The sequence below is a fragment of the Novipirellula galeiformis genome (assembly GCF_007860095.1).
Lineage (GTDB): Bacteria > Planctomycetota > Planctomycetia > Pirellulales > Pirellulaceae > Novipirellula > Novipirellula galeiformis.
On record NZ_SJPT01000006.1, the window covers coordinates 255420 to 281371 of the forward strand.

Genomic DNA, 25952 nt, shown 5'->3' on the forward strand with positions numbered 1-25952 from the left:
AAAACTCCCCGCGGAGACCGGAGCGACGCGCTGTCACCGTTGGGGCAAGGCGAACCGCTTCGCTTTTTCGCTGCCCGAGGTCGACCGGCTATCTTCGGGGGGCGATTGCAGCAAAAAACGTGAGTAGACTAGGTGGCCACGTCACTCGCCTTCTACCCTCCCATCTCCAAGAGTCTCCCTTGATGAACATGTTGACGAATACTCGTCGTGCCGCCGCGATCTCTTGCGCGTTTGCAGTGATATGCACTCTGTTTTGCACCGTTGCCGGATTTGGCCAAGAGTCGGCCCCATGGTCGGCAAACCCGCAACGCGTCAAGAAACTGAGTGCCCAAAATGAATTCAACTATGACGAGTCCAAGGTCCCCGCCTACGAACTTCCCGATCCGTTGACAATGAACGACTCAACGAAGGTAGAAACGGGCGAACAATGGATGAACCAACGTCGCGGCGAAGTCCTCGAACTCTTCCGCGACCAAGTCTATGGTCGCCGTCCCGAGACAAAATACGAAGTGCAATTTGAAACGACCGCGGAGTTGAAGGATGCCTTCGATGGGCTCGCGACGGGACGAAGCATGAAGGCCATCGTGACGATCGAGAATCGAAGCTTCGAGTTCCCCTTCGTTGTTTTCACGCCGAATCACACGTCTGGGAAAACCCCTGCGGTGATTGCAATCAACAACCGCTATGTGATTCCGCTGGAAAAAGCGGTAGCAGAGGCGGATCCGTTCTGGCCCGTGAAAACGATGCTGCAGCGAGGCTACGCCGCGGCGACGTTTTACACCTCCGACGTCGATCCCGATAACAAAAACGGATACGCCGACGGCATCCGCTCCTTTTTCGCCGACGGCCAAGCCCCTGCCGACGATGCGTGGCGTAGTCTGTCCGCGTGGGGATGGGGGGCCAGCCGTGTACTGGACTACTTAGCGACCGTGCCCAGCGTCGATGCGACTCGTATCGCCGTGGTGGGACATTCGCGTGGCGGCAAGGCCGCGCTTTGGAGTGCGGCGGAAGACTCGCGATTCGCGGCCGCGTACAGCAACAACTCGGGCTGCGGCGGTGCGGCACTCTCACGGCGAACCTACGGTGAAACCGTCAAACGAATCACGACGGCGTTTCCCCATTGGTTCTGTGCCAATTTTACAGCCTACGCCGGACGTGAGTCGGAACTGCCCGTCGACCAACACGAAGCGATCGCGTTGGTGGCACCTCGGGCAGTCTATGTGGCCAGCGCGGATGAGGATCTGTGGGCAGACCCTCGTGGCGAATACGGCTCGCTCGTCGCAGCAGCGCCCGTGTTCAAGCTGCTCGGCAAAGAATCGATCCACGAGCAAGCAATGCCAGCGATCAATCAACCGCGGATTGCGGGCCAAACCGGCTACCACATTCGCAGTGGAGGTCACGGACTCGAGCAATCCGATTGGAACCACTTCCTCGATTTCTTGGACAACGTTTTGTAGTAAACGTTTTGTAGTAAACGGTTCGAGGCAAAAAAAACGCTGGCCGCAGGAAGATTCCCGCGGCCAGCGTCGTTGAGACTCCTCACCCACAAATCGGAGGGGGAGGGGAGAGCAGCGAACTAGCTACATCCCATGCTATTTCCACAGTTGTGACAGAGGTAACAATTGCCGTTGCGAACGGTGATCGATCCACAATTGTCACACGATGGCGCGTCAATCTGGAAACGGGCAAACTGCTGTTCTTGCGAAGCTGGCGAGGTTTCAGTTTGCGAATGGCCATTGCCCTGGCTGCCACCGTTGCCGGTTGCCGAATCTTGCAGACTGGCCAAGAACGTAGCACGCTCGGCGAGGGCGACTGCGGCCCCGGCATCTTCCTTCAATTCTTGCGTCACACGATTGGGTGAAGCGACCACGGGTCCGTTGCCGGCGTTGGTTTTATCCCCCGCGTCGGCATTTGCGGCGGACGGGGAATAATCGCTATGGCCACTCATGAACGTCAGCCCCAACCAACGCGCGATGTAGTCGACCACACTCTTAGCAATGCGGATGTCTTTGTTGCTCGTCATCCCCATCGGTTCGAAACGGGTGTGGCTAAACTTGTTGACCAACACCTCCAACGGTACGCCATATTGAAGTGCGATTGAAAGCGCGGTGCCGAAGCTGTCCATGATGCCGCCGATCGTCGATCCCTCTTTGGCCATCGTGATGAACATTTCACCAGGACGTCCATCGGGATACAAACCGACGCACAAGTAGCCTTCATGCCCCGCGATGCTGAACTTGTGGGTCAAGCTTTGGCGCGTGTCGGGCAAACGTTCGCGACGTGGCTTGAAGACAACCTTTTCAATCGTCTTGGTCACCCCTGGTGCTGCTGCCGCCGCTTCCTTGCCCTCGCTCTTCTTTGTATTGAGCGGTTGCGATTGCTTGCTACCGTCGCGGTAGATTGCAATGGCCTTGAGCCCAAGTTCCCAACCCCAGAAATAAGCGTCGGCAATGTCCTTGGCCGTCACGTCGGTGGGCATGTTGACCGTCTTGCTGATCGCACCGGAGAGGAACGGCTGAGCCGCCGCCATCATGGTGACGTGAGCTTGCCACGCGATGCTGCGAACACCGTTATTGGGTTTGAACGCACAATCGAAGACCTTCAAGTGTTCGGGATCGAGATCGGGAGCCCCTTCGATCGTGTCGTTCTCGTCAACGTACGCCAACACGCCTTCGACCTGAGCTTCGTCATAACCGAGTTTTTGCAGACCTAGACGAACGGTTTGGTTGACGATCTTGAGCATCCCGCCTCCGGCGAGCTGCTTGTATTTCACCAACGCGATGTCAGGCTCGATTCCAGTGGTGTCGCAATCCATCATGAAGCTGATCGTGCCGGTCGGAGCAAGCACGGTGGCTTGAGCGTTGCGGAAGCCGTATTTGTTGCCGATCTTCAGCACTTCATCCCACAATTCGCGTGCGGCGACCTTAAGCTCCGCAGGGCCATCATCGTGAATTTGCTCACAAGCGTCGCGGTGCATTTGCATCACGTTGAGCATCGGCTCTGCGTTGTTGACATAACCATCGAAGGGACCAACGACCGACGCAATTTCAGCACTGGTCCGGTTCGCTTCGCCGTGCAGTAGTGCGGTCAACGAACCGCACAAGCCCCGCGCTGCGTCGGAGTCGTAGGCGAGTCCGGACGTCATCACGACGCTGCCCAGGTTCGAGTAGCCGAGCCCCAAGGGACGATACTTGTGGCTATTGCGAGCGATCGGCTCGGTCGGATAGCTGGCGTGGTCGACCAAGATTTCTTGAGCGATGAAGAACAATCGCGATGCCGCACGGAAACGTTCGACGTTGAAGGTGCCGTCGGTCTTGCTGACAAACTTCATCAAGTTGATCGAAGCGAGGTTGCACGCGGTATCGTCGAGGAACATGTACTCCGAGCACGGATTACTAGCGTTAATCGCCCCACTGTTCGGACAGGTGTGCCACTTGTTGATTGTCGTGTCGTACTGAACGCCGGGGTCGCCACAATGCCAAGCACACTCGGCCATCTTGTTCAACAACTCGCGAGCGTCGTACTCCGGTGCCGCCTCTTTGACTTTGTCGCTGATCCAACGCGTTTGCCAACGTCCGTTGTCACGAACGGTTTCCATGAAATCGTCGGTAACACGAACCGAAAGGTTCGCGTTTTGGAAACAAACGCTGCCGTACGCTTCGCCATTGAAATTGGACTCATAACCTTCGCGAATCAGCGCGTGAGCCTTCTTCTCTTCGTTCCATTTGCACTCGACAAATTCGAGCACATCGGGATGCCAAACCTTCAACGATTGCATCTTCGCAGCGCGGCGTGTTTTGCCACCGCTTTTGACGACGCCAGCGATTGAATCGTAGACACGCATGAACGACAAGGGGCCCGAAGGCGTTCCGCCGCCAGAGAGTTTTTCGCGTTGCGAACGGATGGTCGAAAGGTCAGTGCCGGTCCCGCTACCGAACTTGAACAACATCGCCTCGCTGCACGCGAGCCGCATGATGTCTTCCATATTGTCGTTGACCGATTGGATGAAACACGCCGAGCCTTGCGGGTACTCATACGGGTTATCCGGTTGTGCAGTGTCCTGAGACGCTTCGTTCCAGTGCCAGTTGCACTTCGAGCCCACCACACCATATTGAGCGTGCAACCCGACGTTGAACCAAACGGGGCTGTTGAACGCACCGTGCTGATGCAAGCACAACCAGGTCAAATCGCGATAGAATCGCTCGCCATCTTCCGCGGAATCAAAGTAGCCGTCTTCAAGTCCCCAATCGGCAATCGTACGAGTGACGCGGTGGACCAATTGACGAACGCTTCGCTCGCGTTCCCCTGGGTTCTTGGGGTCGCCGTAGAAATACTTTGAAACCACCACGTTGGTCGCCAATTGGCTCCAACTGGCCGGCACTTCGCAGTCGTTCTGTTCGAACAATGCGCTGCCGCTTTCGTCTTTGATCGTCGCGCTGCGCAATTCCCAACGCGTCGTCGCGAATGGAGTTTGCCCATCGTCGGGACAAAAGACGGTGTCAATTTTTAAACCGGCCGAACCATTACCGTTGTTTCGCGAACGAAGCTTTTTGCCAAACTTGCTTTGCGCATATTCAACGCCATGCTGCTCGTTAACACGTCGCAGTGCGGGATCATTGTCAGCCGAGGGTGAACTTTCGTGGGTACGTTCCGATAGAACCGATGCCATCGCTTTGAGACTCCTAGTGTGTTTCGTCCGTGGGGCTTGTACCGATCGTCAAGACAAAGCTCGCGATCCTCGCGAAAACGTCGGGTACTCACCAAACTGGTATAAGAAATGTGTTGCCGTGGTCGCTGTACGTGTGGTGCTTTTTTCACGTCCATTGGGGAGCACATCCGGTGGAACCCGACTCTCCGATCCAAAACGCTGCGTTTCTCTAAACGCTAATGCCATCACTACCCGTAGTGCTGATTCCGGCTCAACCACACTACATATGGGCGACTGGCGAATCTTAGGCATTGCGTGCTGGGTGTCAAACCGAATCCTACGAAATCGCTAACTCGTTATTGATGCTCGACTTAGATTCACTCCAGCGACATCCAACGCAAACGAAAATCAAGCAACCATTAATCCCTAAGTTGTGTGCTGATTAAGGTTTAGAGAACGTTGCTCGCTTGACAAAGGATGACCTAAAAATCTTGTTGGATTGTGTAAAAAAGATTAGCAAAGACAGGAGGTCCAAGGGAGATGCGCAGCTTACGTCGCTCTCCAAATCAACGATGGGGTAAAAACCACCCCCACCGAACAAAAGATCACCTTCCTGGGATCGAGCCATACGCCCCCGAGTCGATTCGCCGCCAAAGCCCCTCCGTGGTGGTAAACCAGACGGTAACACTCGTCTTGACTCGCCGATCGCATCCCCAGTTCGCCCATCTTCCGGCCCCCTCCAACCAGCCCCCCTGCGGAAATACCAAGTCCCCACCCAGGAAAGCGAAATAAATGGAAGCAATCCGCAAAAAAAATCGAGTGGGTTAGCCACTTAGCGGGCAAACGTCATTCTCTTTCTCCCCAAGCATCAGGGGATGCTCGACGGAGGACCGCTGGGCTAATGCAGCGTTACCGCTTAATTCAAAGGGAGCGAAACGTGCGTGAGAGGATTGTCCTACCCAGTTCAACATCGAACGTCGTGACGACTTCCGCTACAACTTGCACCCTCATTCGCAGTGGGAACGTCGCACGAGGTTCGCGGGTGAGTCAGCCTGGGGACGAGGGGTTTACAAGCTATGCGGGTGCGTACAGCGATGGAACGTCGCCCGAGTTGAACACCGCCGGGGTATCGGATCGTCAAGAAAAAGGGCAAGATACCCCCTTGGATGGCGAGTCCTTGCCTTTACCACGATGCGCCTTGCAATCGCCCCTGGGGGATCGCAAGCAAATCGCAGGCGAGGCGACTGGAGGCGACGCAATGTCGTCCGGCGGTGGGAATCCCAGATTCAGACGAGCGATGTAGCTCGCACTGCGGCAAAGTTTTATCCGTCAAGATCGCCCTCGACATCATCCAACACGCTATCGCACATCGATCACGCAATCGCAGCGAGTTCTCAGGCGAAGGAACTCGCTCGGTGAGGAACCTTAGGAATTCAATTCAATGTCACGACGCTACGCAATTTGCAATGAAACGTTTCAACAATGGCCGCTAGAGCGTGCTGTGAAATTCGCGAAAGAGGCGGGTTACACGGGCTGGGAAGTAGCACCGTTCATGCTCTCCGACGACATTCGTACGTTTAGTAAAAGCCAACGCGAAGATTATCGCGACACCGTGACAAGCGCGGGACTGGAGATCGTCGGATTGCATTGGTTGTTGGCCAAAACCGAAGGCTTGCATCTCACCACGCTGGATGCCGAGACTCGCAAACGCACGACGGATTACTTTTGCGAACTGATTCAATTGTGCAGCGACTTAGGAGGGCCATTGATGGTGCTGGGGTCACCGGCGCAGCGCAATTTGACGGAAGGTCAATCGATGGACCAAGCGATGCAAAACGCGGCCGAAGTGATTTCGGGATGCGTCGCAGCCCTCGAGGAACATCACGTTCAAATCGCACTCGAACCGCTGGGCCCTCAAGAGGGCAATTTTTTGAACACGGCCGCCCAGGCGAGGCAATTGCAAGCAATGATCGGCAGTTCGCAGGTCGGATTGCACTTGGATGTCAAAGCGATGAGTACGGAGCCCGATCCGATCCCTCAGGTCATTCGGGACAACGCCGATTGGATGCTACATTTCCACGCGAACGATCCGAATCTGCTGGGGCCGGGGATGGGTGACGTCGATTTCCGCCCGATTTTCACCGCGTTGGACGAAGTCAACTACGACGGTTGGATTAGCGTGGAAGTGTTTGATTACTCGCCCGGCGCCGAACGTTTGCTGAACGAAAGCATGCAAAACATGCTGGCTGCCCAAGCATAACCCTGTGGTAGGCAGTGGCCGAATGTGGGGGGGGGGCGAGCGACCGAGAACGACTCGGCACGTTCGCCGCTTCCTCCGAAGCGCTCGCCGCTCGCTTGGATAGAGCAACATCGATTCCGACGACTAAGTTGCTCTTGGCCGCCCGATCGTTCACAATAGACGCAGTTTTCATTGCTTCATCCCCTCGTCTGTTAGGTGCGGATCGGCATGCCAAATTCAGATGAGTCATCCGATCTGAACCGCGTCAGGAAGCCGTCGGAAAAGAGCTCCTCCTCGGGTGTCTCCTCCTCGTCAGGCCAACCCGCCAATCCCCCACCGACCAATCCAATGGAAGGTGGCCATTGGCGCCCGGTACGTCCTGAGGAATTGCTGCGCAAGAACGCACCTACCGAACGCGAGTCACATCAGCTCGATGACAATCCCAAGCTGATTCGTCAACGTCGCCAAGAGCTCGAAGTGCATCTAAAGTCGTCTCCCACCGATCAAGAAGCGTTTCGCGAATTGGCCTCGATCTACCGCCAGGAGGATCGACCTCAGGAAGCCAAGCGAGTCTTGACCGAAGCACTACGGATCTTCCCCGACAATGCTTCGTTGTTGTGGGATTTAGAGGAAGCGAAACTAGCCAGATCGTTACAGCAGTATCGCGAGGTCAGTGATTTGGCAGCCCGGCTGAAAACAAGCGAGGTCGAACGCGAGTTAAAGCGAAGTCGAGAAGATTGGGCGTATCGACGCATCGAGGTTTGCGAGGCCCGGCTCAAGCGAGACCCGTCGCTTGAACATTTACGACTCGTTTTGGCGGAAGCCTACATCGATACGGAACAGCAAGACAAAGCGATCAGCGAGCTGGACGCGTTGGTGAAGAACGACGAGTTTTCACCGCAAGCTTATTTGTTGCGTGGAAAGTGTTTACTTAGCCTTGGTCATGATGTCCAAGCGATGGCATCGTTGCGGGCTGCGGGGCTGCGTCGCGCCGTGGTGGCGCCGTTGCAAACGCGGTTAGCAGCGCTAAGGTTGTTGTGTGAAACGGCACAACGGCTTGGCATCGAGTTGCTGTCGGAGCACTACCAACGCCACTTGGCGATGGTCGAAGCCGAGATAGCCAAGTCGACCACAGCGGCAAAGATGAAACGCGTTTAACCCATTCCGATCACAGCTCCCCCGTGGCGGTGATCGCCGCCACGTTTTCTTGGAAGGCCAACCGTCATGAACCAAGCCGTCGTCGACCCCGAACAATTACGGCAATTTGCCGCCCATCTGCATCGATTTTCCGAAGAGCTAAAACAGCGGTCCACTGGGTTAGCAGCCCAGATGAACCAACTCGAACAAACATGGCGCGATGAACAGCAACGCAAATTTGCCGAGGAGTTCACGACACAAATGCGTCAACTCTCGCGACTGATTCAATCCACCGAAGCACACGTCCCCTACCTGATGCGAAAAGCCGAACAGATTGATGCGTACCTCGGACGCTAACGGTCGGTTTTCGTGACCGGATTGTTCCTGTATCACTGCGGAAATGGCTATGTCAACGAGTAACGTTCGCAACATCGATTCGCTTGCCGCACTCCACAGCGGCATGCTCCGGCTGGCTCATGATTGGGACAATACGGTGCAAGAATTGAGCAGCTTCGTGCAGCGTGCGGAGGAGCATTTTTCGCAAACACAGCCTCGTTATTGGCGGCGCCAAACTCAGCTTGCCGAACGTGAGCTCAACGAAGCCAAAGACAACTTGGCCCGCAAACGAGCGTCGATTCGCATCGAAGATCGCCCCGCCGCAAGCGAAGCGGTTGCGCGAGTCCAGAAAGCCGAACGGCGACTACGGGTCTGTGAAGACAAGACTCGTCAATTGCGTTCTTGGGCGAACGAGGTTGCCAAGGCATGCGATGGCCTGCGTGGGCCGCTAGCCGACGTGCATGAACACTGTGATACCATCCTTCCGCAAGCTGCACGTGAACTTGCAACTTTGATCGATCAACTGCGTCAATACGCCGAACAAGCACGGCAACGTGATTCGCTGTAGTTCCGACGCTTTCGTTTGCGTTTTGCATTTCAAAAAAGGCGTCTGACCATGAGCCCTGACAAACTCGACTCGATCAAGTTCGTCGTGGGGGTGATCGCCCGACGGAGGCTCTGGGTTAGCAGCGGCAATCGGCGCAGACCTCTGCAAATCAAAGGGCGGACGTAGTTCGGTGGAAAGCCAACGAGGCATTGGCAATCAATTTCACGTCCCATTGCCACTGGAAATTCCATCAATGCAAAACGTCAACGAAAAGAACCCTGCAAATTTCCATGGCCAACGCGTGCTGATTGTTGACAACAATGCCACGAACGCGTTAGAGCTACACGAGCGATTATCGCAGTGGTCGTTATCACCCACGGTGGTTTCGAGTGCCGCAGCCTGCTTGAGCGAATTACGTCACCCCCGCGATCCGTCCTTGGCAATTAAAGTCGTCCTGCTCGTTGCGACGATGCTAGAGAGGGACGGTCGGGAAGTCCTTGACCACCTACAGCGTGAACCCTCACTTGCTTCGGTGCCGGTCATCCTCGTTTCGCCGATCGATCGCCCCCCCGAGGATGAACCAGCGACGTCCTCCTTGATTCACCCACCACGGCTTAAACCGGTATCGCCCAAAACGCTGCGAGAAGCCTTGGAATCCGTTTTTTCAGTCTCTTTAACGAATGATTCAGTGAGCAACGTCTTAGCATCACCGGTAACTTCCATCGCCCCCACGACGCATCCACGCACGATTTTGCTGGCCGACGACGTCGTGGTCAACCAAAGGGTGATCACCAAGCTGCTCGAACAACGGGGCCATCGCGTGACCGTCGTTGGCAATGGGCGTGAAGCGGTCGAATATTCGCAGACAGGCCAATACGATGTCATTTTGATGGAAATTCAAATGCCGGTACTCGACGGTTTCCTGGCCACACGCGAGATTCGCGAGCGCGAACAGGGCAACGCCCCCCCCGTTCAAATCATTGCCCTCACGGCGGATGTATTGGAACGCGATCGCCAGCAGTGCATTGCCGCGGGGATGGATGATTTCATTGCCAAACCCTTTGTCCCCGAGCGATTATTCGAAGCCATCGAGCACCCGGTTTCCGCGGCTCCCGCGGCGCAAACACCGCATAATGGTTCGACGGAATTTGATTTTGATGCCGTGCTAAAAAACACCGGCCACGCCCCCTCGTTTGTGCGTGAGTTGATCAAGATGTTCCAAACCGAGTCCGTTCGACAACTCGACGCGATCCGCGACGCGGTGGCCGCGCGCGATGCTCAACAGATTCAAGCCACGGCACATATTCTCAAAGGCTCGGTCTCTTTGTTCGGAGCGAAGGCTTGCATCGAAGCGGCATTAAAACTGGAAAAAATGGGCGAGCATGATGAATTGTGCCAAGTGGACCAGCAATGCCAACATGTTTGTGATTTGACCGAAGCACTTCGCGAGTCATTGAAAGAATTCTAAGTCTCTTGGCCGCTAGAGCAATTTGAGAAATGACGTAGGTAAAAAAAGTAGCTACGTTCACCAGAACGTGGCCCACCGCGAACGTGACGATAGCTACATCAAAGATGAAAACTCGCTAGCCGGTCGGCACCGCAGTCTAGTCTGGCGGGGCGACGATGGGCACTCACACGGCAAATCAAGTGCCTCCAGGCTCGTGCTGCGCAACAGCCAGGAATTAGGATGCAAGCCGTAGCAGCCACCGTCAAGACTTTCGACGTCTAGCGGAGAGCTCAAAACGCTCGCGTGAGTTCCGCTACCCAAAATCGGGTTGCAACACAGCACTCGCCCGTTTCGCAACACAAAACATACCAGTGCTTGCATTGGATGAAGGCGATACAATGAGCGGCATGAAGCTATTGATTGCCGAAGACAACCCGATGTGGCTGAAAGTCCTGCAGACAAACGCGAGTTCGTGGGGCTTCGTTCCTGTGATCGCCCAGGATGGTCAAGTCGCACTCGATGAACTTGCCAGCGACGATGCGCCGCGGATCGCTGTGTTGGATTGGCAAATGCCGCACCTCGATGGAGTGGAAGTCTGTCGCCGAATCAAAGTCGACTCGACACGCCCGTATACCTACGTGATGTTGTTATCGAGTCGCGATTCGAAGCAAGACGTCGTCACGGGACTCGATGCGGGCGCCGACGAGTACATGACCAAGCCCGCCGACTTGGATCTGCTGCAACGCCGTCTCACAGCGGCGCGACGGATCATTGAAGCCATTCCTCCCAAGGGATGGTCTCGTCCACGCATCGCGGGTTACGAGGTCAAACAAGTGCTCGGCCAGGGAGCATTTGCGACGGTCTGGGAAGCGGTTCATGTGGCGACCCAACGCCCTGTGGCATTAAAGGTATTGCGGATTGATTTGACGACTCGCAAAGTCATGGAACGGTTCGCTCACGAAATCCAGGTCATGCAAGGACTTGATCATCCATATCTGGCCACCATCCTTGACAGCCACATCGATCGCCAACTCGGCTACTACGCCATGGACTTGATTCGTGGCGGAACGATCGCTCATTACGTTCGTGAACATGCCCTTCCGCCGCTCTGCATCATTCGTTTGGTCGCACAAATTTGTGAAGGACTGCAACACGCGCACGATCGCGGCATCATCCACCGTGATTTAAAATTGTCCAACGTGATGGTGAGCGACGATGGACAACCCAAAATCGTCGACTTCGGCTTGGGTAAATCGATCTTTGCCAACGTGACCACCGATCCCCAACAGAGCATTGATGGTTGTGTGATTGGAACGCCATTGTTCATGTCCCCAGAGCAAGCAAGAGGCGAGATCAAGCACCTCGATCAACGAAGCGACATCTACTCGGTAGGCATTGTCTTGTACCTGCTGCTGTTGAGAAAGCATCCCCATCACATTGCGCCGCAAGATCGTCAGCAAACGATCATGGAGATCGCCCATGGTCCGGTGCGAAGGCCGACAAAACTGTCCCCGACGTTTAGCAAGGCGTTAGAGAGAATCCTGCTGCGCGCGCTGCATCCCTCGGTCAAGCATCGATACCAACGGGCCGGGGACATGGCGGCGGACCTCCACGCCTTCGTCGACAGCCGCCCTGCAGGCTGATCTTGATCGCTCTCGATCTCCCCTGTTCCTTTTTGGCAGATAGGCAACTTGGCAGACAGGCAACTTGGCAGACAGGCAACTTTGGATCAGGCAGCGAGCGGGGGGAATCGCACATCTCGGCCAACGAGACCGTTGACGTTGTTGATTCCCCAGCAAAGACGATTGCGCCGGAGGCACCAACAGAGATTAGCCGGTGGTCGAGCGAAGCGAAAACCGCCGGAAACCGATCGAAACCAGTCGAACTCTAAACGCCGCCCCCGAAGATGGGCGTCAGGATTCGCTCGCAGGATGACCGCAGGTGGCCCGGCGCTCACCTATGGCTAATGTCCGCCATCCCTACGGCGTCCTTGTGGGTCACCCCTCGTCGCTGGCTTCCGTGTCGGTCTGAGTGGAATAGGCAAAGATTGCCGGTCGCGACGACTCTAACAATTTTTCCGATTTTTCCGGATTAAGGTTTAGTTCTCTTTTCCTTGTGGACGATATCGCTAGTGAACGACATGTTCCCATGCCGAGTGCGCTCGGTTTTGGGAGCCGTGGGTTCGCCCGGGGGGGTGATACCACTTCAGCGATGATTCGTCGGCGACCTGGATGCTTGTAGTCAGGTTGCTCTCGTTTCGCTTTCCAGGATCCAAATTGGTGAAGCCAATGCTTTCCATTCGAACACTATCATGTTTCACACTTGGGTTAGCAGCACTGCTAGCGACTACCGCAAGTGCTCAGAATTCCCCCACCGGCACATCGAGCGTTCGCAAGAATGAACGCACCGCTCGCGCCAATTGGCAACCGGTGCGAACGTCGCATTCAACGGATGCCGATGCGAGCTACGTTGGCGAAGAGAGTACCAATCGCCGCGTCGTGACGAAGCCCAATTCCCGTTCTGCTAGCAACTCGCCTGTACGTCAAGCGAGCCATGTGCAACGGACCGGCCATGGCATTCCTTCGCCTTCCTACCCACCGCATTCGATCATCGAAGAGCCGATCATCCACGAATCGATCGATGGCGGTTATGTGGACCTGGAACCGATTCACGGCGGGTCGATGGCGTGTGATGCGATGCCAGGAGGATTCGGTTGTGGTTGCGGCTCGATGAGCTGTGACGGCGGCTGTGATTCCATGGGCAGCTGCGGTCACGGCGGTTCATGTGATGGATCGTGCGGCGGCAATGGATGGCGTCCTTGCTTGACGCTCTGTCTTCCACAGGATGGATGGGTTTCCTTTGAGTACCTATCGTGGTGGCAAGACGGCATGAGTTTGCCACCGTTGGTGACGACGAGCACCAATCCCAATGTGGCCCGCGCCGATGCGGGCGTCCTCGGCAAAGACACCACTCGCGTTCTCTTCGGGGGCGAGGAAGTCCTGACCGATTCATTTGATGGCGGACGTCTGCGAATGGGCGTTTGGCTGGACAAGTGTCACACCTGGGCGATCGCAGGCGAGTATTTCAAGATCGGCAGCGAGAGCGAATCGTACTTCGGAAACAGTAACGGAAACCCCGTCCTTGCTCGCCCATTTTTCAACGTCACTCCTTCAAGCGGCATCGCTCGCGAAGACTCGGAGCTTGTCGCTTACAACGGTACCGTGACCGGATCGGTCTCTGCCACCGCCGAGAGTGAATTACTCGGAGCCGGGATCCACTTCCGCAATCTTCGTGCAACCAACCAAGGTTGTAACACATGGGGCTTGTTTGGATGCCCTCAACAGTTCACCTCACGCACCGAAGCGTTAATTGGCTACCGTCACCTGCAATTGACCGAAGGGGTAATGATTCAAGAGCGTTTGACTGGGATCAATCCTGTGGGCAACTTTGTCATCGACGATCAATTTGCAACTCGAAACCAATTCAATGGCGTCGACATCGGCTGGGTTTACAGTCAAAACCGCGGTTGCTGGACGCTCGATGGAAGCTTGCGACTGGGGATCGGCACGACCCATCAAACCGTTTCGATCAACGGGCAAACCACGATCTCGGGCGATCCTAACTCGACAGGAAGCCAAACCTTGCCCGGTGGTTTGCTAGCTCAAGAATCGAACATTGGACAATACAAGCGAGACGAGTTCTCGGTGGTTCCTGAATTCAACGTGAACCTGGGCTACCGCATCCACGATAACTGGCGGGTGATGGTCGGCTACACCTTCTTGTATTGGTCCAACGTCGTTCGTCCAGGCGAGCAGATCTCGCTCGACGTCAACCCGAACCAACTGCCCCCGGCAGCCAATCCAATGACCGGCCCCGCCCGTCCCCACTTTGCTTTCGACTCGGTCGACTATTGGGCACAAGGGATCAGCACGGGACTTGAATATCGTTGGTAACGGTTAGCGAAGCCAGTGAAAGGAAAACTCGATAGCAGCCATCAATTTGACGGTAACGGTCAAGCACCCCCTATCGAAGTTCCGATACGACTACGAACCGCGCTGCAGTCGCATGACGGCGGCGAGCCAACAACACAACCGTTCGATGCCTAGTGGCGGTCGCAAGTGGCCCCGTGTTCCGAAGCGACACGGCGTCAGCAAGTGACACGCTAGGCAATTCGCCCCCAACAGGACATCGATGATGGTCTTTCAACGACTAATCAACCGTCTCGGTCGCAAATCCAAAGCCACTGCTCGCAAAACCTCAAACCGCCGTTTGTTGATGGAGCATTTGACTCGCCGTGAATTGATGGCGGTGGACTTGGGAGCGATTAGCGGGATCGCCTTCACCGACGCGGACGGCAATGGGCAACTCGATGCAGGCGAAATCCGGCTCGAAGGGGTCCAAGTCCAGTTGTATCGCGATAGCGGTGCAGGAAATGCCGGCACGCTGGTCACCGCAGGAGCCAACGCCGATCCGCTCGTATTGACTGACACCACGGACAACTCAACCCCCGCCGGAGCAGGTCAACCGGTCAAGGTCCCCGGCGAATTCCGCTTTGAAGGACTTGCCGCAGGTGACTACTTCGTCGTGCAGAGCGCTGTGGCGGGCCAAACCGCTCCGGCTCCGACCCTGGTCACGATCTCGGCGGCCGAAGCGGCTGGATTACAGACACAATTGATCGATGACTTTGCGACCACCGCAGTCTCGGTGCTTGCCAACGCCGCGAATCCTACTAACACCGATTCGACCGCTGCTAGCGAGGCCATCGGCGGCAGCCGAGATATCCAAGCGGTACGATCGAGCGGTTCGGGCAACATCTTGGTCGAAGTCGACACCGGTCAAGACGCGCTGACGATCTCCTCAGGTGGCGGTGGCGTGGGCACCGCAATGGTCCAATATGACGGAGCCGACAACAGCATTGCATTGGACGCAGTTGGTTTAGGTAACGTTTCCCTTTCGGGTGAAACGCCATTAGACCCCACCGATCCCTCCGGGGCCCAACGCCAATTCCCAGGCGCCGGATTGTTTGTGCGGACTCGCGCGGCCGATGCGGGTGAACAGCTGACGATTCGTGTCTACAGCGATGCCGTCAATTTTTCAGAAACCGTGGTTCCGGTGCCCGTCGATGCAACCAACTTTCTAGAAACCTTTGTTCGTTTTGATTCGTTCACCGTGATCGGTGGAACAGGAGCCGATTTCCGCAACGTAGGTGCAATCGAAGCGTTGTCGAACCTGACCGGTGACAACGACATTCGCGTGTCGATTGTCGAAGCGCTGCGGCCCACTCCGAAAACCTCGAATCTGGCCAACATTGTTCCGTTGTCACTCGCTGGCGAAATTTTCGTCGACAACGGCGTGATTCAAACCCCGAACGATGGCACGCGTCCTGGCAGGAACAATGGCACGCGAGATGCCGGTGAACCCATCTTCACCAACGACGTGACCGTGCACTTGTATCGCGCCGACCAAACGCCAGGGACGGACACCCCGATCGCAACGACCATCGCCGCCAACGGTGTCTATTCGTTCGACAATCTAGCGCCCGGCGACTATGTCGTGGTGATCCCCCAGACAATGTTGGACAGCGGCGGACCGCTATTCGGATATGACTCAAGTTTGGGTACCGCTGCAGCGCCGGATCCCAACAACGACGACAACTCGGATGACAACGGCGTGCGAGTGGATGGCGTGGGCATCGTCAGCGGTGCAATCACGCTGGCTAGCGGTACCGAGCCGACCAACGATGGCGACGACGAGAACACGAACTCGACGCTCGATTTCGGCGTCGTTCCTCAAATCGACCTGGCGATTACAAAAACGCTGGTCGGAGCTCCGCCTGCCAACGTTGACGCTGGCAGCACCGCAATTTTCGACATTGTTGTCAACAACAATGGCCCGCTGACCGCGACGGACGTTCGCATCCAGGACTTGATTCCCGCAGGTTTAACCTTCGTGCGGACTCAGAATGGTCCCGCTGGAATGAGTCAAAATGTCAATGGTGCCAACCTCGAAGCGATCGTCGGAACGATTGCCTCCAGCGGGCAAATCAGCTTCCAAATCGTGACCACCGTCGATGTGGATGGATTGACGAATATCACCAACACCGCCACGGTCACCGGTGCCGAGTTTGATTTCGACACCAGCAACAACAGCAGCGATGCCGACGTGATCGTGGATCCCGTCTTTGATGTCGTGGTCACCAAGACCGTCGATGACAATACCGTCAAGCCCACCGACACGGTGACCTACACCGTGACGTTAACCAACGATGGACCCAGTACAGCCAATGGCGTCGTGCTTAGCGACGTGGTTCCCACCGGATTGACGTTTGTCAGCGGCACGATGAACGGAAACGACGCCACGCTTTCAGGGTCCACCGTATCGTTCCCTGCAATCGACGTGATCCCCGGTGCTGCGAACGCAGTGACCGCCACGTTGGTCTTTACCGTCGACGCGTTGACCACCGGCGAAATCACCAACACCGCCACCGTCCCCGACATGTCGGCTGCGGGTGAGAACGACATCACCAACAACTCCGATGATGCGGTGATTACGGTATCCCCGGACTTCGACATCGTGGTCGACAAGACCTCCGACGTGACGACGGTGAAGCCCAATGACACAGTCATTTACACCGTGACGTTGACCAACGATGGCCCTAGCACGGCGAACAACGTCGTGCTAACCGATGCGATTCCTGCGGGCTTGACCCTCGTCTCGGCTGTCATGGACGGAACCGACGGAACGGCCTCCGGTGGCAATGTCACCTTCCCAGGCATTTCGCTCGCCAGTGGGGCCGCCAACGCCGTCACCGCGACCTTGACCTTCACCGTCAAGGCCGATGCGGCAGGCGAAATCGTCAACACCGCCAGCGTACCGGACATGTCTGCCGACGGTGAGAACGACATCACCAACAACTCCGACGATGCTCCAATCACCGTCACCCCTGAATTTGATGTCGTGGTCGACAAGACCATCAATGTGACCAATGCCAAGCCCAACGACACGGTCATTTACACCGTCACGTTAACCAACGATGGCCCCAGCACGGCAGCGAACGTTGTCCTGACCGACGCCGTTCCCGCTGGATTGACCTTCGTTAGCGGTTCGCTTGACGGCCAAGCCGGGACGCTCAACGGAAACAACGTCACGTTCCCTGCGATCTCCATCGCCAGTGGTGCGGCCAACGCCGCGACCGCCACCTTGACCTTCACCGTCAATGCGGACGCCAGTGGCCAGATCATCAATTCCGCCAGCGTACCGGACATGTCCGCCGACGGCGAGAACGACATCACCAACAACTCCGACGACGCCACGCTCAGCATCAGTGCCGACTTTGACATCGTCGTCGAGAAGACGGTCGACAACGCAACCGCTAAACCCAACGATACGCTTGTCTACACCGTCACGCTGACAAACGAAGGGCCTAGTGGCGCAACGAACGTCGTGTTAACCGACGTGGTTCCCACCGGATTGACCTTCGTCAGTGGAACGCTCAACGGCGTTAATGGCACGCTCTCCAACGGGATTGTGACCTTCGACGCGATCGATCTTGACAGCGGTGTGGCGAATGCAGCGACCGCCACGCTGACGTTCACCGTGAACGCGGGAACCAGCGGCCAAATCGTCAACACGGCCAGTGTCCCGGACATGTCCGCCGCAGGTGAAAATGACATCACCAATAACTCCGATAGTGTGCCGGTCACGATCCAACCCGATTTCGACATCATCGTCGACAAGACGGTGAACAACGCCACGCCTACACCGGGCAGCAATGTGACTTACACCGTCACGCTAACCAACGATGGGCCAAGTACCGCCAATGGGGTCGTGCTTAGCGACGCGGTTCCTAGTGGTTTGACCTTCGTCAGTGGTACCTTGAACGGCCAAGCCGGCACCTTGACCGGCAGCAACGTCACCTTCCCCGCAGTCAATGTACTCGCCGGTACCGGCAACGCCTTGACCGCCACCTTGGTGTTCACCGTCAATGGGACCGCCAGTGGCCAGATCGTGAACACCGCTCAAGTTCCCGACATGTCGGCCAATGGTGAGAACGACGTCACCAACAACAGCGACGACGCCGTCATCACGGTCACTCCGATCGCCGACCTTGCCGTCACCAAAACCGTCGACAAGTCCAACGCACAAATTGGCGACACGTTGACCTACACCGTCACCGTGACCAATAACGGTCCCTCACCGGCCAATGCAGTTCAAGCGGTCGACACACTGCCAGCGGGGGTGACGTTCGTCAGCGGCACCGGTCCCAATAGCACGGCACTATCCGCCAGCAACGGGGTCGTGACCGTCCCCGGCGGCACACTCGCCTCGGGTGCGAGCTTTACGTTCACCATCAATGCAACGGTGAACTCGGGCACCACCGCCGACCAAGTCAACAACGTCAGCGTGAGCACATCGACCAGCGATCCCGACTCGACGAACAATTCGGCGTCGGCAACCACCGGCGTTGATCCAGCGACCTCGCGAGTGGACGGGTTTGTCTTCATCGATGCCAACAACAACAAGATTTTCGACGCGGGTGAAACTCCGGTCGAAGGGGTCCAGATCTCGTTGACCGGTACCGATGCGTTCGGCAACCCCGTCAATTTGACGGACACCACCGACGCCAATGGACAATATGCGTTTGAAAGCTTGTTGGCCGGATCGGCTTACCGCTTGCAACGTGTCGATCGTCCTTCGACGTTACGAGACGGTGGAGAACAGGCTGGAACCAACGCAACCGCCACCATCAACGACGTCGACAACGTGTTTACCTCACTGGGGCTGAACAAGGCGACTTCGGCCGAAGACTTTAACTTCGGACTGCTCAAAGCGGCACTTTCAAAGCGAGACTTCTTGGCATCGACCTAATCATTCATACGTCCTGAAGTGGCGTGACATGTTCGCTCGAACCAACGGGAGCCGGTGTTTTCGGTTCGAGCAGCGGTCAAACAAGCCCCACTTGAGACGTAAACATGATTGGAGCCTAAAGAAGTTAAATGCTCGGCCTTCGGGGGAAGGCCGGGCATTTTTTATGCGCTGCTGCTGAGCAAGTCCATCCGCCCGCTGCTGCATGCCAATCGGCTTAGCATGTCAATCGGCTTAGCAAGTCAATCCGCACTGAGTCGCGGGCTCGATGAAGGCCAATTGCACGTTGCCATAGACGCGCAGGTCCCACTCGCCGGGCGGCAATCGAGTCGCGTCGAACGTGTTTTCGGTTTCGGCGACCAACACACTTCCCGGCGGGGCTTCCCGCAAAACTTGGTTGATCACGGCGTTGAGCTTTTCCAGCTCTTCTTCCCACATGATGTAGGGGGGAGATAAAAAGACGATCCAGGGTACACCGATCTTGGGATCGTCGGGATCGTCCGGTGCGACCAACAGTGTTTCGCCCCAACGAAACGCATCTCCCACCAAAACCTTTAGCTTCGATTCGATGCTGAGCGACTCGCCCGTCTTTTTAATATGCCCTGCGGCACGGTTGGATTGCTCAATCGCAATCGCTTCGACCGCGCCTCGGCTAAGCGATTCGATTGCCAGGGCGCCGGTGCCCGCGAACAAATCAAACGCGATCGCCCCGCGAACGGCGCGGCCGAGAATATTGAACAGATTCTCCCGCACGCTGTCCTTCATCGGCCGCGTGAACGATTCACCATGGTAGTAGATGTGGCGACCCCGCATATCGCCACCGATAATACGCAACCTCGTCGCGTTGGCTTTGTTGCTCCGCAGCTCGCTGCGAGATTTCCCGCTGGCTCCACGAGCCGATTTCTTGGAGACGTTTTTCGGGGGTCGATTGGATTGATCACGTTGCTTCATCCCGGAAGTATAGCGAGCATGATCGCAGAAAGTCAGTAGTGCTACGGGAGTGCAAAATGGGGGTCGAGCACTCCATTATTCAATTAGAGGCGCACTCAAATCAACGTGCTCTGTGCGGTGGCCTAACGAAACCATCGAGAGCGGTTGAAAATGTATCGGCGCAGCCGCGGCACCCCACCCACAGAGGGGCCGCTTCGAGGAGAATCCTACCAGTGCGCAAAGCCAAAATCGGTCATCCCTGACCGCCGGACCTCACTCCTCACTCCTCACTCCTTTCCCTCCGGAATCCGCTCCGCCGTGAAACTTCATCACGATTGACGTTTACCTTTACCGCCGAGTTGCTCTAGACTCCATCGATTCAGGAAGGACACCTGTCTATTACCGCCGAAGGAACGGCTATGTATCGTTGGTTGCTCTGTTTTCGCTATCTGCAAACCCGCTATATCGCTCTGGCATCGATTATTAGTGTGACGCTAGGCGTTGCTACCTTGATCGTCGTCAACAGCGTGATGGCTGGTTTTTCAGCTGAGATGCACGATCGGCTGCATGGTCTGGCATCGGACATTTTGATTGAATGCCACACCAGCGGCGGAATGCCGGATCCCGACGCTCATTTGCGTGAGATCAAAAAGGTCTGTGGTGACAAAATTGCTGGCGCCTCGGTCAGCGTGCATGTCCCCAGCATGTTGGGGATCGACTTCAACGGGCAACAAATCGCCCGCCATGTCAATTTGGTCGGACTTGATCCCGAAACCTACGACTCCGTCAGCCAGTTCGGGCAATTCCTGCTACACCCGGAAAACCAAACGGCCGTCAGCTTCGATCTTCGCGAAGAGGGATTCGCCCCCGACCGTGAAGGTTTCCCCGCCTCGGGATGGCGTTATCGCCGTGCTCGATCGGCGTACGAAAACGCATTACAAATTGAACGCGACCGGATTGAGTCGCTCAAAGCACAACAAACCCAAGCGGCGGCCAACGCCGCGATCGCCCAGTCCGGCTCGACTGCCGGTGCACCCGAAGGCTCCAATCCCACCGTCGCTTCACACTCCGCTGAGCCTTCGCTGGGCCCCGTATTCTCGCCTGAATTGCTCGAAGGCAGCGGCGGCGAGGCTCCACGGGAGTTCGACCCCGGCCAAGAACAATACCCCGGCATCATCCTGGGCATCTCCACCTGTACCAGCAAAACTCGGGACACCGACGACGTCGTTCGCGACCATTACTATTGCCGTCCCGGCGACGACGTTCGCATGATGTTTCCCAATGCATCGGAAAACACCAAAGTCGTCAACCAAAAGTTCACCGTCGTCGACCTGTATGAATCCGGGATGAGCGAATACGACAGCACGTTTGCCTTTTGTCGTCTCGATCAATTGCAAAATTTCCGCGGCATGATCGACCCTCAAACCGGAACGCGCAGCGTGACGACGATTCAATTGAAATTGATTGAAGGCGCCAGTCTGAATGAAGTGCGCGATGATCTTCGCCGTCGTTTCCCAGCCGATATGTATGCCTATAGCATTCAAACGTGGCGAGACATGCAGGGACCACTGCTGGCCGCAGTCCGTCTAGAGACGATGATTCTAAACATCCTGTTGTTCTTGATCATCGCCGTTGCTGGATTCGGCATTTTGGCCACCTTCTTCATGATTGTGGTCGAGAAAACTCGTGACATCGGAACGCTCAAGGCGCTTGGTGCCTCAGGCAAAGGGGTGATGAGCATCTTTTTGAGCTACGGATTGCTGTTGGGGTTTGTCGGCAGCGGTGCGGGGTTGGTCGGCGGGCTGATCTTCGTCAGCAAGATAAACGAGGTTGCGGCCTTGATCGAGAAAATCACCGGTCAAGAAGTGTTTGACCCGACGGTTTATTACTTCAACACCATTCCCACGATCGTGGATCCCTTTACCCTCGTGTGGGTGATGGCAGGCGCTATCACGATTGCGGCTTTAGCCAGTGTGTTGCCGGCGCTCCGCGCCGCGAGAATGCATCCGGTTCGAGCGCTTCGCTTTGAATAAGATCCTTGCTTTGCGACGCCAAGCGATAGCCCTGCATCCCCATTAAGATTCCAACATGAACGCTGAATTTGTTCTTCAAGCTTGCGGTATCCACAAGAGCTATCACAAAAACAAAATCGAAGTCCCCGTACTTCGTGGGATCGACGTCAATATCACCGCGGGCAAGATCAATGCATTGATCGGGCGATCCGGCAGTGGGAAAAGCACGTTGATGCACTTGTTGGCGACATTGGATCGCCCCGATACCGGCGAGATAATGTTTCAGGGCAAACGGATTGACGACGCCCCACGAGCGGCACGTGATGCCTATCGTAACCAAGACATTGGCATCATCTTCCAGTTCTATCACTTGCTACCCGAGCTGACGGCACTCGAAAACGTGCTCGCTCCGATCATGATCCGCCAAAGCTTGTGGGGTTACTTCCGCAATCGAAAAGAAATCCGCAAGCGTGCCGAAGCGATGCTCGACCGCGTCGGTCTATCGCACCGTGCGACACACCGTCCGGCCGAGATGAGTGGCGGTGAGATGCAGCGCGCCGCGATCGCTCGCGCCCTGATGACCGACCCTTCGCTGTTGCTAGCCGACGAACCGACCGGGAATCTCGATACCGAAACCGGCGAATCGATTTTAAAGCTGCTCGTGGAACTGAACCAGCAAGATCACTTGACCATCGTGATGATCACCCATGATGACGCCATCGCTGAGAAAGCCGATGTCTGCTATCGCATGCAAGACGGGTTGCTCGAAACGACGCACTGCGCACGGCACGCCGCGTGAAGGGAAACCCCGAAATGAAGCTCCATCGGACAAGAACGGACGGAGCCACTAAAGCGGAATGGGGTTTATCCCGAACGCGTTAGCGCGGGAACATCCCCGGCTACCATCGTTGGATTACGTATGGCGAGCGTAAACCGGATTCCACTGAATCCGAAACCCCGCTTCGTTCGCTTTCAGCGAAGGTTGCGGAAGAGACTCTTCGTCCTCTGGATCGACCGCGGAATCTTGGCTCGAGTCCGAATTGGTCGGCGGGCCGATCTCAATACTCTTCAGGCGGGTTTTGGGTTCGTTGCTTGCTTCATCCGCCGTGTCGGTCTCTGTGCTCACGCTATCACTTTTGGGTGGTGACAAAACCGAATGACCACTGGAATCTTCCGCAACCGGAGCGAGGCTGGGTTGCGAAACAATGGGCTGCGAAACAACCGGTGAACTTACGATGGGCGAACTGCTCACCGCAGGAGTGCTGTAAGACGTACTTGGCACCGAGAACGACGAGTACCCATTGATAATCGCGGGACTAAAGGGGTCGTAGTACGACAGCGGCACACGCTGAACGACTTGCCTTGGTACCATTTGCGTTTCCGAGTACGGCACATACTTTTGAACCGTGACCGGACGCCGCACCTTGTGGGTGTACGCTTCTTGCTCGTAATACTGAACCTGAACGGGTTCTTTACGTGTTTCGTAAACCGTGCGAGTCGATTGCACAGGCACCTTGCGCACCTGTTCCTCGGTAACCCAACGTTGCTGTTGAACCGGCACCTTGCGAGTCTTGGTCTCGGTAACGGGGCGTTGAACGACGTACGGCACCTTGCGAACCTCGGTCGTGGCCACCATTCGCGTGGTTTGCACCGGCACGTTTTGGGTCACGGTTTCGCTCTGCATTCGGGTCGTTTGCACAGGCACCTTCTGAGTCACCATCTCCGTCTGCATCCGTTGTACCTGTACCGGCACTTGAACCTGTTGCACCTGGGGAACATAACTAGTCTGGGCAACCTGCTGCTGGATATAGTTGGGGCGATAGGCCATTTGGGTTTGCACGGTGGGCGGCGTCATCATCGGCGTGACGGCGTAGGCGCCGCGAACCCGAGCGAAAATTCCCAGCGGCCCTGGCGTGGCATAGGCATTGGGAACGTACTGCATCCCGTATTGAAGTTGCCCCGGATTGACCACTTGCTGCGCGACATAGCCGCCGGCATCCACCGTCTGGGTTTGCATCGTGGTCACCGGACGCAACGAAGTGTATTGCTGAGTTTGATACTGGGTTTCCACCACCGGCCGCTGAACCGCGTATTGTTGATCGTAGTACTGTGTCTCCACGACAGGCCGCTGGACCGTGTACTGTTGCTGTTGGTAGCTCGTCTCGACGACCGGTTTGTAGGTCGTGTATTGTTCTTCTCGCTCGGCGGTTTCGGTCACGTAGCGAGTTTCGGTCACCGTCTCATCGCGATACGACGTCTCCACCACCGGCTTCCAAACCGTGAAACGCTCTTCACGATAATGGGTTTCGACCACCGGTTTGGCGACCTTGTACTCTCGCTCTTCGGTCCGTGTTTTCAGTACCGGTCGATAGCTGGTGACCTCCTCTTCGACGTAGCTCGTTTCGTAGGCCAAGCGAAACCGTTGGACCGTTTCGGGCTGCATCACGGTTTCGCATTGCAAGCGATACGTTGGCTCAAAACAGCATGCCTCCTGGGCACCTACATTGACGTTGGCCAAAGTCGAAGTCGCCGCAAACAGAAGTGTCGTTGAGAAAAGTCGTCGTTTCATGTTTTGGGTCGTTCGCAGGACGAGTCACTGAAATCATTTCCGCTATCTTTCCCCCCCCCATTATGCACAAGCACCGATCGCAGTGGGGTAGTTAGCGCAGCGTCTTGAAGACATTCGTCCTCAAGGCTCCACCTACAAGGTTAGGCAAGACTTGAGAAAAAAGTAGTCAAAACACTGAAAAAAACGCACTTTCGCTGCCGAACAGGGGTGCTAAATTCGCCATTCCCCCTGGGCTGTTTATTTAACGCTACAACCGTTGCATTTTCGCAACTTCGGTACCTCCAGAGTCAAACACTCGCTCGATTTCGCAAAGCAGGTAGGGTCCGCGCCCTAGGATCCGAAGCAAACGCCGCACGCGAACGCGGCGTGGCGGTAGCTCCGTTTGATGCGAAAAGTCGTCACGACCCGCAAAGGAATTGCTGAACAAGGTCTCGATCGCCGACGGCGGCAATCGCTCCAATTTGGGGTACCGGAATATCCGGTCTGGGTAAAGGAGTTGCGTGCCGTCAATCTTGCCTGCGGGCAGCACAGGGTCCCGGCCAACACAGAGTCCCGGCCAACACAGAGCCCCGGGCAACACAGAGCCCCGGGCAACACAGGGTCGTCATCGCGTTTCGAGCGATCATGGCCCTGCGCCCCCCTCCATCCCGCTGCGATGGATCAAGCGTGGATGTCGATTTCAAATGTCGATTTCGATGCGACCGTCACGTTGGCGGACCGCAAACGTCTTTTGCAGCGGTTGCCGATTGATCGTCTGAATGCCGGTCGCCAATTCATATTGCCAACCATGCCAAGGACAGGTCACGCAGCCGCCGGCCACATGCCCTTGGGCAATCGGACCGCCTTGGTGGGCGCACATCCCATCGAGAGCGAAGAGTTCGCCCTCATTTTGAAAGATGGCAATCACTTGGCCTTCGACCAAAACCTCGATCGCTTTCCCCTCGCCACAGTCCTCCAGGGCCGCAACGTCAATCCACTGTCCCATTCGCTATTCCCTCTTCTCTCGGCTCGATGTTCGGTCGATATGGAGTGTAGGCCGCTTTTACCCCAACATGATTCGCCCTCAATGGCTGAGCCCATTATCAACGATTGGGAGCAAACGTTACAATCACAGCTCAATCTTAGCTAACTCACTTAGCTAACCATCGACACGTCAACACGGAGCACTCGCTGCAATGGATTTCAGAAACCAAGTTGATTCACTTCGAGCCCGCTTATTCGC

Annotated in this window: 15 protein-coding genes; 11 read left to right on the top strand and 4 right to left on the bottom strand. The window is 56.3% G+C overall.

Translation table 11 applies throughout. The features are described 5' to 3' along the window. Nucleotides 1–182 precede the first annotated feature (182 nt). Complete coding sequence (locus Pla52o_RS17580; protein WP_146595919.1) at nt 183–1457, top strand: dienelactone hydrolase family protein; 1275 nt, start codon at nt 183–185, stop codon at nt 1455–1457. Nucleotides 1458–1576: 119 nt separating this feature from the next. On the opposite strand, the gene Pla52o_RS17585 is transcribed toward Pla52o_RS17580, so the two are convergent. Continuing rightward, on the bottom strand, nt 1577–4669 hold the full coding sequence (locus Pla52o_RS17585) for a vitamin B12-dependent ribonucleotide reductase (RefSeq protein ID WP_146595920.1): 3093 nt from the start codon (nt 4667–4669) through the stop codon (nt 1577–1579). A gap of 1420 nt (nt 4670–6089) precedes the next feature. Between Pla52o_RS17585 and Pla52o_RS17590 the strand changes: the two genes are divergently transcribed. The 8 genes from Pla52o_RS17590 to Pla52o_RS17625 all read left to right on the top strand — a co-directional run bounded on the left by Pla52o_RS17590 (nt 6090) and on the right by Pla52o_RS17625 (nt 19222). Then, entirely contained in the window at nt 6090–6908 is an 819-nt protein-coding gene (locus Pla52o_RS17590) for a sugar phosphate isomerase/epimerase family protein (protein WP_146595921.1), read from the top strand. A gap of 207 nt (nt 6909–7115) precedes the next feature. Then, entirely contained in the window at nt 7116–8045 is a 930-nt protein-coding gene (locus Pla52o_RS17595; protein WP_231612447.1) for a tetratricopeptide repeat protein, read from the top strand. A gap of 66 nt (nt 8046–8111) precedes the next feature. Continuing rightward, entirely contained in the window at nt 8112–8381 is a 270-nt protein-coding gene (locus tag Pla52o_RS17600; protein WP_146595922.1) for a WXG100 family type VII secretion target, read from the top strand. Between the two features lie 49 nt (nt 8382–8430). After that, on the top strand, nt 8431–8928 hold the full coding sequence (locus Pla52o_RS17605; protein ID WP_146595923.1) for a hypothetical protein: 498 nt from the start codon (nt 8431–8433) through the stop codon (nt 8926–8928). A 232-nt stretch (nt 8929–9160) separates the two neighbouring features. Further along, nucleotides 9161–10375 (top strand): response regulator, encoded by a 1215-nt coding sequence (locus Pla52o_RS17610; RefSeq protein WP_146595924.1) that lies wholly within the window; start codon nt 9161–9163, stop codon nt 10373–10375. A gap of 350 nt (nt 10376–10725) precedes the next feature. Then, nucleotides 10726–11997 carry a protein kinase domain-containing protein gene (locus Pla52o_RS17615; protein ID WP_231612448.1) on the top strand — a complete coding sequence of 424 codons (1272 nt, stop codon included), beginning with the start codon at nt 10726–10728 and terminating at the stop codon, nt 11995–11997. A 645-nt stretch (nt 11998–12642) separates the two neighbouring features. Next, nucleotides 12643–14307: a BBP7 family outer membrane beta-barrel protein gene (locus Pla52o_RS17620; protein ID WP_197169316.1), complete on the top strand. Its 1665-nt coding sequence runs from the start codon at nt 12643–12645 to the stop codon at nt 14305–14307. A 241-nt stretch (nt 14308–14548) separates the two neighbouring features. Next, nucleotides 14549–19222 carry a beta strand repeat-containing protein gene (locus tag Pla52o_RS17625; RefSeq protein ID WP_231612449.1) on the top strand — a complete coding sequence of 1558 codons (4674 nt, stop codon included), beginning with the start codon at nt 14549–14551 and terminating at the stop codon, nt 19220–19222. Between the two features lie 231 nt (nt 19223–19453). Here the strand turns inward: Pla52o_RS17625 and Pla52o_RS17630 are convergent, their stop codons facing one another. Next, complete coding sequence (locus Pla52o_RS17630; RefSeq protein WP_146595927.1) at nt 19454–20170, bottom strand: RsmD family RNA methyltransferase; 717 nt, start codon at nt 20168–20170, stop codon at nt 19454–19456. Between the two features lie 398 nt (nt 20171–20568). Here Pla52o_RS17630 and Pla52o_RS17635 point away from each other — a divergent pair, with 398 nt between their 5' ends. Together Pla52o_RS17635 and Pla52o_RS17640 are read left to right on the top strand one after the other, a co-directional pair. Next, on the top strand, nt 20569–22182 hold the full coding sequence (locus Pla52o_RS17635; RefSeq protein WP_146595928.1) for an ABC transporter permease: 1614 nt from the start codon (nt 20569–20571) through the stop codon (nt 22180–22182). A 55-nt stretch (nt 22183–22237) separates the two neighbouring features. Then, nucleotides 22238–22960, top strand: coding sequence for an ABC transporter ATP-binding protein (locus Pla52o_RS17640; protein ID WP_146595929.1), 723 nt, complete (start codon nt 22238–22240; stop codon nt 22958–22960). Nucleotides 22961–23074: 114 nt separating this feature from the next. Here the strand turns inward: Pla52o_RS17640 and Pla52o_RS17645 are convergent, their stop codons facing one another. Beyond that, the gene (locus Pla52o_RS17645) at nt 23075–24730 is read right to left on the bottom strand and encodes a hypothetical protein (protein WP_146595930.1); all 1656 of its coding nucleotides are present in this window, start codon (nt 24728–24730) and stop codon (nt 23075–23077) included. A gap of 679 nt (nt 24731–25409) precedes the next feature. Beyond that, nucleotides 25410–25715: a Rieske (2Fe-2S) protein gene (locus Pla52o_RS17650; protein ID WP_146595931.1), complete on the bottom strand. Its 306-nt coding sequence runs from the start codon at nt 25713–25715 to the stop codon at nt 25410–25412. Nucleotides 25716–25952 lie beyond the last annotated feature (237 nt).

Excerpts from the sequence above, each read along its gene's own strand:
- Pla52o_RS17595 (WP_231612447.1), top strand. The coding sequence starts at position 7,116 with ATGCCAAATTCAGATGAGTCATCCGATCTGAACCGCGTCAGGAAGCCG.
- Pla52o_RS17580 (WP_146595919.1), top strand. The coding sequence starts at position 183 with ATGAACATGTTGACGAATACTCGTCGTGCCGCCGCGATCTCTTGCGCG.
- Pla52o_RS17645 (WP_146595930.1), bottom strand. The coding sequence starts at position 24,730 with ATGAAACGACGACTTTTCTCAACGACACTTCTGTTTGCGGCGACTTCG.
- Pla52o_RS17610 (WP_146595924.1), top strand. The coding sequence starts at position 9,161 with ATGCAAAACGTCAACGAAAAGAACCCTGCAAATTTCCATGGCCAACGC.
- Pla52o_RS17605 (WP_146595923.1), top strand. The coding sequence starts at position 8,431 with ATGTCAACGAGTAACGTTCGCAACATCGATTCGCTTGCCGCACTCCAC.
- Pla52o_RS17620 (WP_197169316.1), top strand. The coding sequence starts at position 12,643 with ATGCTTTCCATTCGAACACTATCATGTTTCACACTTGGGTTAGCAGCA.
- Pla52o_RS17600 (WP_146595922.1), top strand. The coding sequence starts at position 8,112 with ATGAACCAAGCCGTCGTCGACCCCGAACAATTACGGCAATTTGCCGCC.
- Pla52o_RS17650 (WP_146595931.1), bottom strand. The coding sequence starts at position 25,715 with ATGGGACAGTGGATTGACGTTGCGGCCCTGGAGGACTGTGGCGAGGGG.
- Pla52o_RS17640 (WP_146595929.1), top strand. The coding sequence starts at position 22,238 with ATGAACGCTGAATTTGTTCTTCAAGCTTGCGGTATCCACAAGAGCTAT.
- Pla52o_RS17630 (WP_146595927.1), bottom strand. The coding sequence starts at position 20,170 with ATGAAGCAACGTGATCAATCCAATCGACCCCCGAAAAACGTCTCCAAG.
- Pla52o_RS17635 (WP_146595928.1), top strand. The coding sequence starts at position 20,569 with ATGTATCGTTGGTTGCTCTGTTTTCGCTATCTGCAAACCCGCTATATC.
- Pla52o_RS17590 (WP_146595921.1), top strand. The coding sequence starts at position 6,090 with ATGTCACGACGCTACGCAATTTGCAATGAAACGTTTCAACAATGGCCG.
- Pla52o_RS17585 (WP_146595920.1), bottom strand. The coding sequence starts at position 4,669 with ATGGCATCGGTTCTATCGGAACGTACCCACGAAAGTTCACCCTCGGCT.
- Pla52o_RS17625 (WP_231612449.1), top strand. The coding sequence starts at position 14,549 with ATGGTCTTTCAACGACTAATCAACCGTCTCGGTCGCAAATCCAAAGCC.